Raw genomic sequence first — 16,160 nt, 5'->3', positions numbered from 1 at the left:
AATTTCATAGCTTCATTGTTAGGCATTTACCAATTTATATTGATCTTCCATCACCTTACATTTTTTTGCACCCGCTAGAGCGGTCTGAATAAATGCCCTGAACATCAATAACTGAATCATGAGTAGAGCAGAGATCAGCATAAAAGAAAGATGTTGATTTATTGTAGCGTTATTTCCTAACGTGATAAGCACATTGCAGGGAAGAAGCTGAAAACAAACCCACCAAAGTGAATATCGTGAAGCGATTTTGGACGTTAGGAACTTGCCTTTAGCAAGTGCAAATTTACGCCGACAACCGATTACGGAAATTGGAAGCATGATAACATAGGGGATAAAACCCGTCAGTATTGAGATGTTGTCTCTAATCGCTATCAAATACCAGAAGTAAAGCACCGAACCTGACAACAAGAACAGCGAGAACCTGGATGCAAGATTAGCGAAAATGTTTTTACGGAACATTTTATAATAAGTCCTTTTCAAACCTTGCTTTACCGACTTTTGAATACTGAGTAAATCGATCTTATTCTCGAGATAAGTCCTGTCAACAAGCAAGTCAAACTCCTCTCCATCGTTTCGAAGCTGAGGATCTTCCAGTAGCGAGATAAAATGATCTAATATCTCAATCTGTTCTTCAACGTAGATGTATTTCTTTTCGGTAATGAACTGCTTTACAAAAGCGAGTTCTTCTTTACTTAATTGCATATCAACAACTTGGCTTAAGGTTTAACAACAACTGTAATTGAGAAATAAAATCCTTCGCTTCCTGCAACTTGTTCACCACTTCCTTTTCTCCATTTTTAGATAAAGAATAATACTTGCGAACGCGGTTATCAACCACCTCGGTAGAAGTTTCCAATAAGCCATCGGCCTCTAATTTATGCAGCGCAGGATATAAAGCACCCTCTTTCAATAATAGCTCACCCTGGGTAATGGATTTCACTTTCTGCGTGATCTCATAACCATACATTCGCTCGTTCTCCGATAACAGATTAAGGATAATGGTTTGCAATGTACCCTTAAACAATTCGTTTTTCAATGCCATGCAGCAAATATATAAATTTTTATATACCTAAGAAAATTATGTATGTAACTTATAAAGCAGAAAACCCTTTTCGAGTTTTAAATCGAAAAGGGTTTTCATATTGTAAAGGTTTTATATTTCGAAAATAAAAATCATTGCCCTTCAACTAAGCCTGTATTGAGCCTTTCGGCTACGCTCGAGGTAAACTCTAGTCGCAATGCTACCATTGACGTTAAAAAAATCGTCATTTCGACCGAAGTGCTCCAAAGGAGCTCCTATGGAGGAGAAATCTTTGAACTTTGCATGAAAGATTTCTCGGCTACGCTCGAAAAGACGACCTCTCTCAGCCATATTCTGAACATTTATTCTAAAAAATAACGTCAGTTATATGGATTTTTATGCAATAATTAAAGCTCAGGTTGACAATGCTTCTTATCTGGCTTTAGCCTTTAAGCTTAGATGACAAAGCTTATTTCGCTTTCAGCTTTAGTCTTTAAGCTTATTAAGCATCAATCTTCGCATATTTTGCATTACGCTCTATAAATTCCCTACGTGGTGCAACTTCATCGCCCATTAGCATAGAGAAAGTATGATCGCATTCTGCTGCACTTTCAATTGTAGCTTGTAGTAAAGTACGGGTTGCCGGATTTAAAGTTGTTTCCCAAAGCTGCTCAGCATTCATTTCACCAAGACCTTTATAACGTTGTATATGTACACTATCTTCTTTACCGGCACCCTTTAAGCGTTGCACAGCAGCATCACGTTGGATATCGCTCCAGCAATACTCAAATTCCTTACCTTTCTTAACCTGATAAAGCGGTGGCGAGGCAATGTAAACATAACCAGCTTCAATTAACGCCCGCATATAACGATAGAAAAAGGTTAAAATCAAAGTGGTAATGTGCGAGCCATCAATATCAGCATCCGTCATGATTACGATTTTGTGGTAACGCAGTTTCGTTAAGTTCAAAGCCTTATCATCTTCAGGCGTACCGATGCTCACACCAATGGCCGTGAACATATTCTTGATCTCGTCATTCTCGTAAATCTTATGCTCCATCGCTTTCTCTACGTTCAAAATCTTACCCTTTAACGGTAAAATCGCCTGGTAGTTTCTATCGCGTCCTTGTTTGGCAGTACCTCCCGCCGAGTCACCCTCAACCAGGTAAATCTCGCACTTTTCCGGATCGCTATCTGAGCAATCGGCAAGCTTGCCGGGTAAGCCCGAGCCACCCATTACACTCTTGCGCTGAACCATTTCGCGGGCCTTACGTGCCGCAGCACGCGCCGTAGCGGCTAAAATTACCTTGTTGATAATCATTTTAGCCTCTTTGGGATTTTCCTCAAGGTAAATGCCAAGGGCCTCGCCTACTGCCACATCAACGGCGCCCATTACCTCGCTATTACCAAGCTTGGTTTTTGTTTGCCCTTCAAATTGCGGTTCCTGCACCTTAACTGATACCACCGCCGTTAAGCCCTCTCTAAAGTCATCACCAGTGATTTCCATTTTGAGGTTCTTTAACAAGCCCGATTTATCAGCGTACGCTTTTAAGGTACGGGTTAAACCCCTACGGAAACCCGCAATGTGCGTACCGCCTTCGTGCGTATTAATGTTGTTAACATACGAGTGTACGTTTTCCGAATAGCTATCGTTGTATTGAAAAGCAAGCTCAACCGGAATACCGTTTTTAATACCCTCAATATAAACGGGCTCAGGCAGAAATGATGCCCTGGTTCCATCTAAAAACTTAACAAATTCTTTTAATCCACCTTCAGAGTGAAAAACTTCGGAGAGGAAAGAACCATCCTCTAAAGTTTCGCGTTCATCGGTCAAAGTTAGTGTAATCCCTTTGTTCAAGAAGGCCAGTTCGCGTAAACGACCAGCTAAAGTATCGTACTTATATTCAGTGGTTTGCGTAAAAATGGTTTCATCTGGCGTAAAGGTTACAATGGTACCGCGTTTATCCGTATCGCCAACTTCCTTCACATCGTACAATGGCTTGCCAATGTTGTACTCCTGCATCCAGATTTTGCCCTCGCGATGCACCTCAGCAGTCAGGTGCGTTGATAATGCGTTAACGCAACTTACCCCAACACCGTGCAAACCGCCCGAAACCTTGTAAGTATCTTTATCAAACTTACCTCCGGCGTGAAGCACCGTCATCACAATCTCCAGCGCGGATTTATTTTCTTTCTTGTTGATCCCGGTTGGAATACCACGGCCGTTATCTTCAACTCTAATCGAGTTTCCTTTTAAAATCTTAACGTCGATTGTATTGGCATGACCCGCCAAAGCCTCATCAATAGAGTTATCTACAACCTCGTAAACTAAATGGTGCAAACCTTTTACTCCGGTGTCACCTATATACATCGAAGGGCGCTTACGCACCGCTTCCAAACCTTCTAAAACCTGTATATTATCTGCCGAATAATTTGACTTTAAATCTTGTTCTTCGCTCATATTTTAAATAAAAACTATAAGTATCAAAAATACGGAAATTTCGGCACATAGCCTAATATGTGGATAAGTTTTGGGGTGTTAAAAAGCGATTTAAAGCAGTTTTTAGAAAGTGGTTTCGGTATTCACATTGATGTTCCTTCCGCTTTCCATTATAAAGCCCGGGGCAATTTCAGTGCCGGCTAATTGAATAAAGAATCGGGCGCTTTCTAATGCAACCGGGTTTAGCAAATACCATACGTAGGCGGTAGGCCGGTTCCGTATCCTGCAACCGCCAACTTGTGGCAACCAGAGCCATTTGAACCCGAATAGCAGCGAGCACGAAGCCTTAGCTTTTCGCTAAGTTGGCGAAGAAAGCAGATAGCGGCCAGACGCTTAAAATGAATCAGTGCGCTTGCTTTTCTAACAATACTTGGCACCTAAACTCCGTTAAATCAATTGTTAAGCAATTTTTGTACAGCGGCACAGGCTTCGAAACTATTTATTGCATACTTAATTATCATTTTTATCTTTGCTAAAATTTATTAAATAATAATGGAAAGAAGAACCTTTAAAACCTTTGGCATAGTTGCTACGGCGGCATTAATTACGGCTTTTACAGCTTGCCAGAACAAGGACGCTAAAACGACTGAAACAAAAAAAACAGACAGTACAACGGCAGCAGTATCTTCAAACGAGAAGATTGTTTATGTAAACTCAGATTCGTTATTAACAAAATACGACTATTTTAAAGATCTTAAAGTTAAGTTTGAGAAAAAGACTACAGATGCTCAAAAGGATATGCAGGCTAAAGGTCAGGCTTTCCAGAGAGAGGTTGCGCAATACCAGCAAAGTGCACAAACACTATCTGCTGATCAACGTAAAAGCACCGAAGAGCGTTTGGCACGTAAGCAACAAGAATTACAAACTTACCAACAAAATGCCGGTGGTGCCCTACAAAACGAGCAAGCTGCAGAAAACGAAAAATTATATGATAAAGTTGCCGATTATTTGAAAGGCTACGCCAAAGAAAAAGGCTACAAAATGGTTTTAACCTATTCTAAAGGCAATAGCGCAATCTTATTTGCCGATGAGAGCTTAGATGTTACTTCTGAAGTAATTAAAGGTTTAAATGCTGAATACAGCAAAAAATAAGCCTTAAAAAGATATAAACTGGATGCCCCGAGTAATCGGGGCATTTTTTTTGCGCTCCTTTTTACAATGGAAAACAAGGAGCAACATCAGCAATTTATGGAAATGGCCATAGCGCTATCTTTCGAAAACCTCCAAACTGGCAACGGCGGACCGTTTGGAGCGGTAATTGTAAAAGACGGGCAGTTTATTGCCGGTTCGGCGAATAAAGTGGCCTTAAACAACGATCCCACCGCCCACGCGGAAGTTTCGGCCATTAGGCTCGCCTGTGCACAATTAAATACTTTCGATTTAACAGGATGTGTAATTTATACCAGCTGCGAACCTTGCCCCATGTGCCTCGGTGCTATTTACTGGGCCAAGATTGGAACTATTTATTACGCCAACACCAAAGCGGATGCCGAGGAAGTTGGATTTAGCGACAAGCTTATTTACGAAGAACTGGACAAGCCTCTGGAAAAACGAGCCCTGCCAGTTGTACAATTAATGAGAAACGAGGCCTTGAAAGCATTTAAGCTTTGGGAAAAATCGCCTTTTGAAATTGAATAAATTACTTAATGGCTAGATTGGATAGTTGTTGGGTTGGTTAATCGGTGAATTGGTTAACTGATAATTGGTTAACTGCTAATTGGTAACTGGTAATTGGTATTATCCCTGCTCAATGATAGCTGTGAGTTAACACCTCAATTAAGGAATAATTTTTGCAGTAAAAAATTCATGACCTACGAACAGAAAATCATAAGCGAACTGGATTTTTGGAAATTTAAACTCTTGCAGAAGCCCTCGCTGTTTAATAAGGTAACCGACAATGTTCAGCGGAAAATTAACAGCTATATCCCCGATAAAGTGCACAATGCCATCACCACAGCAATAAAGCAAATGGTTAAAGCTGTGCTTTTTGGCTCGACGTTTACAACCTCAAAGCCTATTGCCGATTTAACTTTTATGCATCGTGAGGCACTGATTAAACAAAAGATAGAGAACTATAAAAAAACCGGCGCTGCCGAAGGCGGAATCACGGGCGCAGGCGGCTTCTTAATGAGCATGGCCGATTTTCCGTTGCTGCTCGGTATAAAGATGAAAATGCTTTTCGACATTGCCGCAGTTTATGGTTACGATGTGAAGGATTATCGCGAACGGCTGTACATTTTACATGTATTTCAATTGGCTTTTTCGAGCAAGAAAGAAAGCCATGCGGTATTTAACAAAATGCAGGATTGGGACAACAAGGCGCATCAACTGCCCACCAATATCGATGAGTTTGATTGGCTAACGTTTCAACAACAATACCGCGATTATATCGACCTGGCCAAGCTGGCGCAAATGCTTCCTTTTGTGGGTGCAGCCGTGGGCGCTGTGGCCAACTATAAACTGATTGAAAAACTGGGTAAAACCGCTATGATGAGTTATCGAATGAGGTATTTTAGTCTCCAGTCGATAGTCCTCAGTCGTGAGTCGACTACTGACTTAAGACTTCCGACTAAGGACTAATCATCTTCCTCTTCGAACATGCCGCTAATTAAGTCGTCTGTTTCCCTGCGATCTTTTTTGGTCGGCCTACCCGATCCCCTGTCTCTTTTTAACGTTGGAGCATGAAATGCCGATTTAAATGCATGTGTTTCTTCAACAGGTGTAAGGTCTTTATATTTTGTTAGCGCAGTTGGCGAGTCGGTTCTATTGTATGAGAAATCGACAACTTCGATTACTTTCTTCTCTATTCCCTTAGAAATTTGATAAACATCGCCAATTTTAACTATTGCAGATGGCTTAATATTTTGTCCTTTAAGCTTCACACGTCCCGCTTTGCATGCTTCCGTTGCAAGGCTTCGGGTTTTAAATAATCTTATTGCCCACAAATACTTGTCTATCCTAAGTTTCTCTGTCTCTTTCATACAGCTTCAAAAATACGCATTTAGCTTAATTTTTAAGTTGGCTAATTGCAGAAATGGCTAAACGATTCAGTCAATTAACCTCATTTAAACAAACAATTTAAACAATTGAACCTTTAATAAGCAAAAAAAGATTTATTTTGCGTAAAATTTAAAACATCATGTATTCAGATTTAAAGAAATTAATTGAAGCCGCTTGGGAAGACAGAACGCTATTACAATTCAGCAACTATTGTGAAGCCATTGAAAGTGTTATTTTAAGGCTAGATAAGGGTGAGATTCGTGTTGCAGAACCTGTTTTAAACTCCTGGGGCATTAATGAATGGGTAAAGAAAGCGGTAATTTTGTATTTCCCGATTCGCGAGATGAAAGAAATTAAAAGCGGCCCTTTTGTTTACCATGATAAAATGGACTTAAAAACTGATTATAAATCGACAGGTGTACGTGTTGTACCAATGGCGAGCGCACGTTATGGTTCGTTTTTGGCCAAAGGCGTAATTATGATGCCTTCATACGTTAACATTGGCGCTTATGTAGACGAGGGCACAATGGTTGATACCTGGGCAACTGTTGGCTCATGCGCCCAAATAGGCAAGCGTGTTCACTTAAGTGGCGGCGTTGGTATTGGAGGCGTATTAGAGCCTGTGCAAGCCGCTCCTGTTATTATTGAAGACGACGCGTTTTTAGGTTCGAGAGCTATCGTAGTTGAGGGCGTAAAAGTAGAGAGAGAAGCGGTATTGGGCGCAAATGTGGTTTTAACTGCATCAACTAAAATTATCGATGTTACAGGATCAACTCCGGTTGAATATAAAGGAATTGTTCCGGCACGCTCGGTAGTTATTCCCGGAAGTTATACCAAAAAGTTCCCTGCCGGCGAATATCAGGTGCCTTGCGCCTTAATTATCGGCAAACGTAAAGAAAGTACAGATAAGAAAACCTCGCTGAATGATGCGTTGAGAGAAAATAATGTAGCTGTTTAAAGGGTGTATGGTATAAGGTCTAGGGCGTAAGGCTTCCAGCAAACGCCTTAAATCTGTTTTGTGGCTAGATAAAAGTAAGGCATAGGGTTTAAGGTACACCAACACCTTAAACCTTACGCCTTTTACCTTAAACCTTTACCTCGCTGCTATAGCATTTGGCGGATACTGAGCCAAGATTTCTTTAACACCAGTATTCAAACGCTCTTCTCTTTTGCTAAAATTATCGAGGTTAAATCCTGAGCCCTGTCCGTGCCAGAACAAGATTTTTTTCGCAGGATCTAAGAAATCGATGATGATGGTACCCTCAATATATTGGTTAACGTAATTCGGTCCGCCCCAAAATGGCGAGCCCCAGCCGCCTCTCCAGCCCCAGCCCCAACCGCCATAATAAGCAGGGCCATAAATGTCTGTTTTCTCTCTGGCAACTACTACCAGGTTAACCAACATATCTGGCTTTTCAGATTTAGTAAATCCTTTAGCATTCATCTCTGTTTCAACAGCGGCCATTAACCTGCGTTTATCCAGATTGTTCAGCTTAACGCGGGCAATTCCCTTATCGTAAAAATTGTACGTTTTGTAGCTGTTCAAGTCCGCTGTTTTGTCATAATCCGAAGCGGTACGAAGGGTAGAGCACCCTGCTAATGCCAATACAACAGTAAGTAGCATTAATATTCTTTTTGTTGTTTTCATTGTGTGTTTTTATTTTAAATAACCTGTAATAAATATAGCAATTTTGGAACGGAAAATAAGATAACCGATACAAATTTTACAAATCTGTTTTAAACCTAAAACGGTTTGCTGGCTGATATTGTTTCAACCTTAGTCACTCATTATAAATATTTTACAAAATCAATATAATTCTTGTATTGGTGCGACATGGGTTTTTATTGTGTTCGATCCAGTGAAAGTATATTCAACTTTATCGTTGTCCTTTTCGAGTTCAATTTTATTTGCTTTCCATAGCGCCATAAATTCGCCATGAGTAATTATCAAATTGTCTTTATAACCTTCTGGCGTCTTGAGTTCAATTGGAAAACTATCCACCAATTCAATACCAGTTAATTCATACTTAAACATGCCGTCTGTATCCTGTACTTCATAAATAATCCCCGGTAAGCCACCAAATTTCCATGGCCCAGTTTGAATATTGCTATCTTTTTTAAACCAAGCCACATAATTACGTCCTCTGAAATATGTTTCGGCTTTGGTACAATTCACGTTGCCAATGTTTTTTGTTTCATTCAATATCTTCCACTTAAATTTGTTAAACGTATCAGTCACCAGTTGTGTAGGTTTAGTCCATATTTCCTTCGCATAAATTAAACTTTTGCGCTCTGCTGTTTTTAAAATAAATGGAAGTCTGTTTCTATCAACCCTTATTATCTGTTTAATATTTGTAGTCAACCCGTCAACAACGGTATCACTTTTCACATCACTAATTATTGGCAGTTCTAGCGATTTTCCATTTTGATAATATTGCTGTAGTGAGGATTTGTCATTTCGGCCATAAATATCCTGGCATAATTGATAATGTAGGGTGGCCTTCTTTTGAGCGAAAGCAAAGTTCAATAAGCTTAATAGGGTTATGAGCACGTGTATTTTCTTCATTTGATTTAGATTTTACCTAAAGATAATTGGATGAAAGTGATCTTTTTAAACATTAACATTATTTAACTTCCCATTTATAAATACCTTTGTAGCATGCTAAGAGACGAAATTAACAAGGCTTTTGATGTTTTAAAGGGTGGCGGTGTGATCCTTTACCCAACTGATACCATCTGGGGTTTAGGATGCGATGCAACGAACGTTGATGCGGTTGAAAAACTGCTCAAAATCAAAAATCGGCCCGCAGAAAAGAGCCTCATTATTTTATTGGATGTAGACAGCAAATTGCAGAGTTATATCAGCGAAATACCTGAAGTGGCCTACGATTTAATCGAATACGCAGAAAATCCCCTGACGCTGGTTTTTCCAGGTGCAAAAAATTTAGCTCAAAACGTAATTAATGAAGATGGTAGCGTTGGCGTAAGAATTGTAAAACACGATTTTTGCACGCCACTTGTTCAAAGATTCCGGAAGCCGATTGTTTCTACTTCTGCAAACATCAGCGGTAAGCCATCTCCGAAATTTTTTGATGACATTGATCCCGAAATTATTGCAGGCGTTGATTATGTTGTCGACTTTGAACAAGAAAACAGAAATTCCAGGAAACCATCTACGATAATGAAGCTTGCACCGGGCGGCCAGTTTGAGTTTATCCGTAAGTGATTGAGTTTGGGGCTGGAAGTGCGGAGTCGAAAGATAAAAGGGCAAAAAAATAATTTCAACATTACACCAATTCCACATTTCCCCCATTCTTTCCCTTTCTTTTCGTGGATTCGGAGTTTCCGTGGCGACATTCACTAAATGTTTTTCTTATTTTTGCTTCCCAATTGTCATTCTGAGGCACGAAGAATCCCCGCCTGTTGCGGATGGGCAGGTGTTCATCGCTTGCAGATCCTTCTTTCTTTAGCATGACAGCTTTTTATATACCTCATGCAACAATATCTTCAGAATCCGATTTTTAAAACCTTATCGTCGGTAGCCGACAAACATCAAACCGAAGCCTATGTTATCGGTGGCTTTGTTCGCGATTTATTTCTGAACAGACCGTCTAAAGATATTGACGTTGTGGTGGTTGGCAGCGGAATAGATTACGCCGAGGCCGTTGGTCGCAAGCTGGGTACCAAGGTGGCTGTTTTTAAAAGCTTCGGAACGGCAAGTATCAAGTTTCAAGATTTGGAAGTTGAATTTGTTGGCGCCAGAAAAGAGTCTTATCGTTCTAATTCGCGTAAGCCTATTGTTGAAGATGGTACACTTGAAGATGATCAATTAAGAAGAGATTTCACCATAAATGCCCTGGCACTTAACCTAAATGCTGATCGTTTTGGGGAACTGTTAGACCCATTTGGAGGCGTGAAGGATTTGGAGCAAAAATTAATCAGGACGCCGCTCGATCCGGAAATTACCTTTTCTGATGATCCATTGCGCATGATGAGGGCAATTCGTTTTGCCACACAGCTAAACTTCGTTATCGATGAAGCGGCTATACAAGCAATAAAAACGCAGAAACAGCGCATCACAATCGTATCTAAAGAACGGATCACAGATGAATTAAATAAAATTATTTTATCGCCGAAGCCCTCAATAGGCTTTAAGCTTCTTTTCGACACTGGATTATTGCACATTATCTTTCCTCAAATGACGCAGCTTTATGGTGTAGAAATAATCAAGGGAAAAGGCCATAAAGATAATTTTTACCACACGCTAGAGGTTTTAGATAACATCTGCGAAACAACCGATGACTTGTGGCTAAGGTGGGCGGCGATTTTACACGATATTGCCAAACCAGCCACCAAGCGTTTCGACGAAAGCCATGGCTGGACTTTTCACGGCCACGAAGACAGAGGCGCGAGGATGGTTCCGAAGATATTTGCGCAGCTCAAACTTCCCTTAAATGAGAAGATGAAATACGTACAAAAGCTAGTTCAACTGCACCTACGGCCAATTGTGCTGGCACAGGAAACGGTTACCGATTCTGCCGTGAGGCGATTGCTTTTCGACGCTGGCGAGGAGATTGATAGCTTAATGCTACTTTGCAATGCTGATGTAACAACAAAAAACGAATATAAAAAAACGAAATACAGGCGCAACTTCGAACTGGTTAAACAAAAACTAAAAGATGTTGAAGAACGCGATAAGATCAGAAACTGGCAACCACCCATTTCGGGAAACGATATTATGGAAACTTTTGGCCTTGCGGCTGGGAAAGAAGTCGGCCTGATCAAGAATGCAATTAGAGAGGCAATATTAGAAGGCGAGATTACAAACGACTTTCAAGAAGCGTTCGATTTTATGCTAAATCAAGCAAAACAAATGGGATTAAATCCTGTTAATAAATAATTTAATTGCCAATACATTGAATTAAGGCAACAAATTGGGGCATTTTGATGTTTGTGGTAAAACAAATTAACTTTATTTTTACGGTTCCAAAATACAATAATGGCTATTTATAAATTTAAAATTACTTTCGAAGATTTTGACGATGTTGTGAGGGAGATCGACATTAAATCGAACCAAACTTTTGAGGATTTGCACAGGGCAATCCACAAATCGACAGGTTATAACGCCGAGAAGTCTTCATCGTTTTATGTGAGTACTGATAATTGGTTAAAAGGCGATGAAATTGCTTATTTGCCAAGCGAACGCAAAAAAGACAGAGTGGTTTTGATGGAAAAATCAAAATTAAGTGGTTTTATCGAAGATCCACATCAAAAATTCTATTATACCTACAATTTCGACCGTCCGTACGATTTTCACGTAGAGTTAGTGAAGATCATTTTAGATGCCGACCCTAATATTGAATACCCGTTTTTGGCCAAAAGCATGGGCGAAGCACCAAAAATTATGGAACAGAATAGCCCTACAGCTGTCGATCCACGTGGCGCTGCCGCATCAGCCGGCGAATTCGATTTCCTGAATGAAATGAATTTCGTTCCTGAAGACACCGATGAACTGGAGGCCATGGGCGAAATGGGTATCAACGAAGAAGAAAGAGATGAGGACGAGGAAAGTGACGACGAGTTTGGCGATGAGTTCTCTGATGATGATAATTTTGATGATGACAGTCAAAAAGACGACTATTAATTAAAACATACAAGATCAAAAAAGCTGTCAACCTTTAAATTGACGGCTTTTGTTTTTTATATACCTTTGCGCATGCCTCAACAAAAAACCTTGATCGCCATTGTTGGTCCGACGGCCATTGGCAAAACGGCCCTGGCAATAGCGTTGGCTCAGCATTTCGGCACAGAGATTATCTCTGCAGATTCTCGCCAATTTTTTAAGGAAATGGAAATCGGCACGGCCAAGCCAGATCAGTTTGAGCTCGCTGCTGCCAAACACCACTTCATCAATTCGCATGCTGTTGAACAGCTTTTTAGCACAGGCGATTTTGAGCAAGAAGGGCTAAAAGTATTGGATGAGATCTTTAAGACACACCAAACAGCGATTATGGTTGGCGGATCGGGGCTTTATGTTAACGCACTCATTAACGGATTGGATGAAATGCCGGAAATAGATTTATCTATCCGCGAAAAGCTGAACAAACAGTTTGAGGAAGAGGGCATCTCCGCCATCCAAATGCAGCTTGAAGAACTGGACCCGGAATATTTTGCCAAAGTAGACCAAAATAATCCGCAAAGGATGATCAGGGGCCTTGAGGTTTTTCTATCGACCGGAAGAAAATTGTCTTCCATGCTGTCATCTACCAAAAAGAAGCGCCCTTTCAATGTAATCAAAATTGGCTTAAACACCGACAGAGCTGTGTTGTACGATCGAATAAATAAGCGTGTTGACCAAATGGTAGAAAATGGTTTACTTGAAGAAGTAAAGTCGTTGTTGCCTTTTAAAAAGTATAATGCCTTAAACACCGTAGGTTACAGCGAACTGTTCGACTTTTTGAATGAGAAAATATCTTTCGATGATGCAGTTTCTGCGATAAAACAGAACACCCGCCGCTTTGCCAAACGCCAGTTAACCTGGTTTCGGAAAGACGAAGAAATTCATTGGTTTGAGCCAGATGAACGCGATAAGATTATTGAGTTTATTGAACGTTTGGTTTAGAAACAAAAACCTACTCATCGTAGCGTCTCGCTACGACATAGATGAATTAATTTAACAATGAGCATCAGCCCAAGTTGATTCTATGCACAAATGCAGCATCTAATCCCCGTCGTAGCGTCTCGCTACGACAAATATTCCGTAAATGTTACCCGTTTAAAAAATAGAAACTATGGAGTTTTTTAACTACTATTTTTAAGAAACGGCTGTTTTAACCGCCTTGCTTAGCCGTTCCGTCCTGCTGAATTTAGTTCAGCATCTTTCTTGCTATAAAGGCCCACATCCCGAGTATCGGGAAGGGTGATGTGATGGTTAATCAAATGCCTAAAACAGTCCTTCAATACATTGAAGATTTCTTCCGTGATAACAAAAAAAGGGGCTTGACTTTGGCCAACCCCCTTTTTTCAAAAACGCTTGATTTATTTCTTGTCGTCTGGAAATTTTACTCCCCTGTATTGAGTAATATCTATTGTTGGGATAGTAGAACCGTACTTTGCGTTAATGGCATCGATAAATACATTGCCAATTATAGCGTTTCCACGAGGCGTTAAATGCACGCCATCTAAAGAGAATGCTCCGCCGGTAATAAATGCAGAATTAACATTTACACCTTGAACGGCAACGCCTACTTTAACTAAATTTAAATAACTGTAAGTATCGGCAACCGCAAGCCCTTTGCTATTGGCCAGCGATTTTATACTGCTGTTATAACTGTTCACATAATCTTTCACTTTAACAATTTCATCTTTATCCAATACCCAGTTATTGGCAATCGGGTTTGCAGGATGTAAGCCATAAGGTGCACCGCCCAGGGCTGGGTTAGGAACGCCAAACAATCCTGATGATTGAAATGGTAAGCGAATCAAATCGTCAGCTGTTGCTGCTCTTACTGTGCCAGCGCCCGTTCTGATATAAATTGTAGTGGCCGCAGGGTTAATCGCCTTTGCGGCATTCAATAAGGCCGCAACGGTAACGGTATTAAAGTAAGGTATGGCTGTTACATCTGGTATGGTTGCTACAACGCCTTTCTGTCCATTGGCCGTTAACGCATTCAGCAAATTAGAATATAATAAGGCGAACGTAGATTTATCAGTTAAAACATTAGTGGCATCGCTGGTTACGCCACCATTTGTTGCCCAACCCAACGCATCATTATTTCCAAGCCAAATTGAGAAAAAAGTATGGCTCCTGCCTTGTATAAACTGAAAATATGTTGTTGTGCCTACCTGGGTACCTGTTAATAAACGCTCCATGTAAGGGTTAGCAGCACTATACGGCGCTGCAAATGCTAAGTCGACACGCATGCCCGGAATACCCAGGTTTTGAACTTCGCCACTATATTTCGCCAAATGGGTTGGGTCTATATAAGCTAGTTTATCCGTTACATTTGTTAATGTTGGTGTTCCGTTAACCAAAGCCGACAATGTTAAATACCCTGAGCCATTTGATTGCGCATCAGTAAAAAACGGTGATGTGAAATTGCCGCCGCCAACTGATGCCATTTTTGCTGCAAGCAAATTTGGATAAGCAGCTTTTTGTCCTTCCAGATATAATCCACCATCAGCAAAACCTGCGGTTAACGAATTACCAACTGCAATATACTTGCTAAAATTAGCGTTACCTGCGGTAGTTCCGGCGGGTGTATCTATTTCGGGCTTACATGATGCTGCAAATAATAGGGATGCAGCAACAAGACTATTTAATATAATTTTTTTCATGTTGTTTTCTCCTACCATTTATAAGTTAATGAAAGACCGGGTGCGTAAACCAATGTTTTGAAAGTTCCATCTAATCCTGTCTCAATATTCTTTTGTTTTCTCGATTTAACATCCTCGAAAAAGAAGGAAGCATTTACCTCAAAGTGGCTTGATGGTGCGTAACCTACACCCGCACTCAAAATGTAGCGATCGGCGTCGGGTGCTTCGGGGGTTACATAACCGTCTTGAACCGGGCTAAATGCATAGCCAACTCCTGCCCTAAGTGCTAGTTTTTCTGAAGCCTGATGATTTATCCCTAACTTAAATGATGATCCATCGCGGTAGTTGCGTGCCGACCTCGTATCGGCCAACGCTGGAGTATTGGTTGCATAATCAAAAGCGAGCTCCTGATAAACACGCCATTGTACCCAACTTGCATCGAAAGCTAATACGGTGCTTTTGGAAAGCGGTATCCCTACGCCCAATGAGGTTGTAGACGGTAATGGCAATTCGGCATTAAAGGTGTTGCCGGCAGGAAAGGAGGTTCTTAACGATTCTGGAACGTCGAACTCTGCAGTTCCACCATCTAATTTGGTGTTCACTTTGGATTTATGTACGATGGCGAATGAAATATCGCTCAGGGTTTTAATGTATAGACCTGCGTTCCAGCCGTAACCTTTTCCTGTTCCATCTAATGTAACATGGCCTGATCTTCCATCGGGATAATTAACCGGGAGCGCTCTTTGCAGGTTTACTTCGCCATGATTGTAAACGAAACCAGCGCCGATACCGATGCGATCGGTAATTTTAATACTCAAGGTGGGCTGAAAGTAAATAGCCTTTAAGTTTAACGAAGTTAAGGCGTATCTGCCCGACCAATCGTTGCCCCAATCTACCAAGCCACCAAATGGGGTATAAACGCCCAAGCCCAGCTTCCATTTGTTTGATTTTGGCCCCCAAACGGCATAAGCCTCAAATGGCGGTGCAATCTTATTTTTTACGTTCTCGGTGATGTTTGATCCGCTTTGTTTAAATGCGGACTTAAATAGTAAAGGATTTACGCCTGCTGAAATGGAGTTTTTCTCTAAAAAAGCTACAGCTCCGGGGTTGTAAAAAACGGAAGCCTCATCTAAAGCCAAAGCGGACCCTGCGCCCGCCATTCCGATTTGCTTTTGTCCTTGTAAGTTAACCTGGAAACCCTGCCCAAAAACCCATAATGGGGCAGAAAGTAATGCGCTCAATAAAATTTTTTTCATTTATATATGGTTATAATACAAATGTATGCTATGCTAACATAGTAAGCAAATATTTGTTTGTAAGAAT

At 40.8% G+C, this 16,160-nt stretch carries 17 protein-coding genes; 9 read left to right on the top strand and 8 right to left on the bottom strand.

Annotated elements, in window-relative coordinates; all coding sequences use genetic code 11:
• Nucleotides 1-18: 18 nt before the first annotated feature.
• The 3 genes from IZT61_RS19520 to gyrB form a co-directional block, all read right to left on the bottom strand.
• The gene (locus tag IZT61_RS19520) at nt 19-702 is read right to left on the bottom strand and encodes a hypothetical protein (protein ID WP_196098681.1); all 684 of its coding nucleotides are present in this window, start codon (nt 700-702) and stop codon (nt 19-21) included.
• A 1-nt stretch (nt 703) separates the two neighbouring features.
• Nucleotides 704-1,042 (bottom strand): PadR family transcriptional regulator, encoded by a 339-nt coding sequence (locus IZT61_RS19515; protein WP_196098680.1) that lies wholly within the window; start codon nt 1,040-1,042, stop codon nt 704-706.
• A gap of 481 nt (nt 1,043-1,523) precedes the next feature.
• The gene (gene gyrB, locus IZT61_RS19510) at nt 1,524-3,482 is read right to left on the bottom strand and encodes a DNA topoisomerase (ATP-hydrolyzing) subunit B (protein ID WP_196098679.1); all 1,959 of its coding nucleotides are present in this window, start codon (nt 3,480-3,482) and stop codon (nt 1,524-1,526) included.
• A gap of 57 nt (nt 3,483-3,539) precedes the next feature.
• On the opposite strand from gyrB, the gene IZT61_RS22495 reads away from it, so the two are divergent.
• From IZT61_RS22495 to IZT61_RS19495, 4 genes are all read left to right on the top strand, one after another.
• Entirely contained in the window at nt 3,540-3,665 is a 126-nt protein-coding gene (locus IZT61_RS22495; RefSeq protein ID WP_262895702.1) for a hypothetical protein, read from the top strand.
• A gap of 348 nt (nt 3,666-4,013) precedes the next feature.
• Nucleotides 4,014-4,613 carry an OmpH family outer membrane protein gene (locus tag IZT61_RS19505; protein ID WP_196098678.1) on the top strand — a complete coding sequence of 200 codons (600 nt, stop codon included), beginning with the start codon at nt 4,014-4,016 and terminating at the stop codon, nt 4,611-4,613.
• 66 nt (nt 4,614-4,679) lie between these two features.
• On the top strand, nt 4,680-5,159 hold the full coding sequence (locus IZT61_RS19500) for a nucleoside deaminase (protein WP_196098677.1): 480 nt from the start codon (nt 4,680-4,682) through the stop codon (nt 5,157-5,159).
• A gap of 168 nt (nt 5,160-5,327) precedes the next feature.
• Nucleotides 5,328-6,101, top strand: a complete 774-nt coding sequence (locus IZT61_RS19495; protein ID WP_196098676.1) for an EcsC family protein — start codon at nt 5,328-5,330, stop codon at nt 6,099-6,101.
• On the opposite strand, the gene IZT61_RS19490 is transcribed toward IZT61_RS19495, so the two are convergent.
• The gene (locus tag IZT61_RS19490; protein WP_196098675.1) at nt 6,098-6,502 is read right to left on the bottom strand and encodes an RNA-binding S4 domain-containing protein; all 405 of its coding nucleotides are present in this window, start codon (nt 6,500-6,502) and stop codon (nt 6,098-6,100) included. The genes IZT61_RS19495 and IZT61_RS19490 overlap by 4 nt on opposite strands.
• A 158-nt stretch (nt 6,503-6,660) precedes the next feature.
• Here IZT61_RS19490 and IZT61_RS19485 point away from each other — a divergent pair, with 158 nt between their 5' ends.
• Entirely contained in the window at nt 6,661-7,479 is an 819-nt protein-coding gene (locus IZT61_RS19485) for a 2,3,4,5-tetrahydropyridine-2,6-dicarboxylate N-succinyltransferase (protein ID WP_196098674.1), read from the top strand.
• A gap of 135 nt (nt 7,480-7,614) precedes the next feature.
• Here IZT61_RS19485 and IZT61_RS19480 read toward each other — a convergent pair whose 3' ends face one another.
• Nucleotides 7,615-8,169 (bottom strand): DUF4136 domain-containing protein, encoded by a 555-nt coding sequence (locus IZT61_RS19480; protein WP_196098673.1) that lies wholly within the window; start codon nt 8,167-8,169, stop codon nt 7,615-7,617.
• Between the two features lie 159 nt (nt 8,170-8,328).
• The gene (locus IZT61_RS19475) at nt 8,329-9,087 is read right to left on the bottom strand and encodes a GLPGLI family protein (protein WP_196098672.1); all 759 of its coding nucleotides are present in this window, start codon (nt 9,085-9,087) and stop codon (nt 8,329-8,331) included.
• Between the two features lie 93 nt (nt 9,088-9,180).
• Here IZT61_RS19475 and IZT61_RS19470 point away from each other — a divergent pair, with 93 nt between their 5' ends.
• From IZT61_RS19470 to miaA, 4 genes are all read left to right on the top strand, one after another.
• Complete coding sequence (locus IZT61_RS19470) at nt 9,181-9,747, top strand: L-threonylcarbamoyladenylate synthase (RefSeq protein ID WP_196098671.1); 567 nt, start codon at nt 9,181-9,183, stop codon at nt 9,745-9,747.
• 267 nt (nt 9,748-10,014) lie between these two features.
• Nucleotides 10,015-11,421: a CCA tRNA nucleotidyltransferase gene (locus tag IZT61_RS19465; RefSeq protein ID WP_196098670.1), complete on the top strand. Its 1,407-nt coding sequence runs from the start codon at nt 10,015-10,017 to the stop codon at nt 11,419-11,421.
• A 99-nt stretch (nt 11,422-11,520) separates the two neighbouring features.
• Complete coding sequence (locus IZT61_RS19460; RefSeq protein WP_196098669.1) at nt 11,521-12,165, top strand: IS1096 element passenger TnpR family protein; 645 nt, start codon at nt 11,521-11,523, stop codon at nt 12,163-12,165.
• Nucleotides 12,166-12,237: 72 nt separating this feature from the next.
• Nucleotides 12,238-13,143 (top strand): tRNA (adenosine(37)-N6)-dimethylallyltransferase MiaA, encoded by a 906-nt coding sequence (gene miaA, locus IZT61_RS19455; RefSeq protein ID WP_196098668.1) that lies wholly within the window; start codon nt 12,238-12,240, stop codon nt 13,141-13,143.
• A 416-nt stretch (nt 13,144-13,559) separates the two neighbouring features.
• Here miaA and IZT61_RS19450 read toward each other — a convergent pair whose 3' ends face one another.
• Both IZT61_RS19450 and IZT61_RS19445 read right to left on the bottom strand, forming a co-directional pair.
• The gene (locus IZT61_RS19450) at nt 13,560-14,858 is read right to left on the bottom strand and encodes an SGNH/GDSL hydrolase family protein (protein WP_196098667.1); all 1,299 of its coding nucleotides are present in this window, start codon (nt 14,856-14,858) and stop codon (nt 13,560-13,562) included.
• An 11-nt stretch (nt 14,859-14,869) separates the two neighbouring features.
• A complete protein-coding gene (locus tag IZT61_RS19445; RefSeq protein ID WP_196098666.1) occupies nt 14,870-16,093 on the bottom strand; it encodes an OmpP1/FadL family transporter in 1,224 nt (407 codons plus the stop codon).
• Nucleotides 16,094-16,160 lie beyond the last annotated feature (67 nt).

The organism is Pedobacter endophyticus (assembly GCF_015679185.1).
GTDB classification, from domain to species: Bacteria; Bacteroidota; Bacteroidia; order Sphingobacteriales; family Sphingobacteriaceae; genus Pedobacter; species Pedobacter endophyticus.
This window is presented reverse-complemented; position numbering and strand designations above follow the sequence as displayed.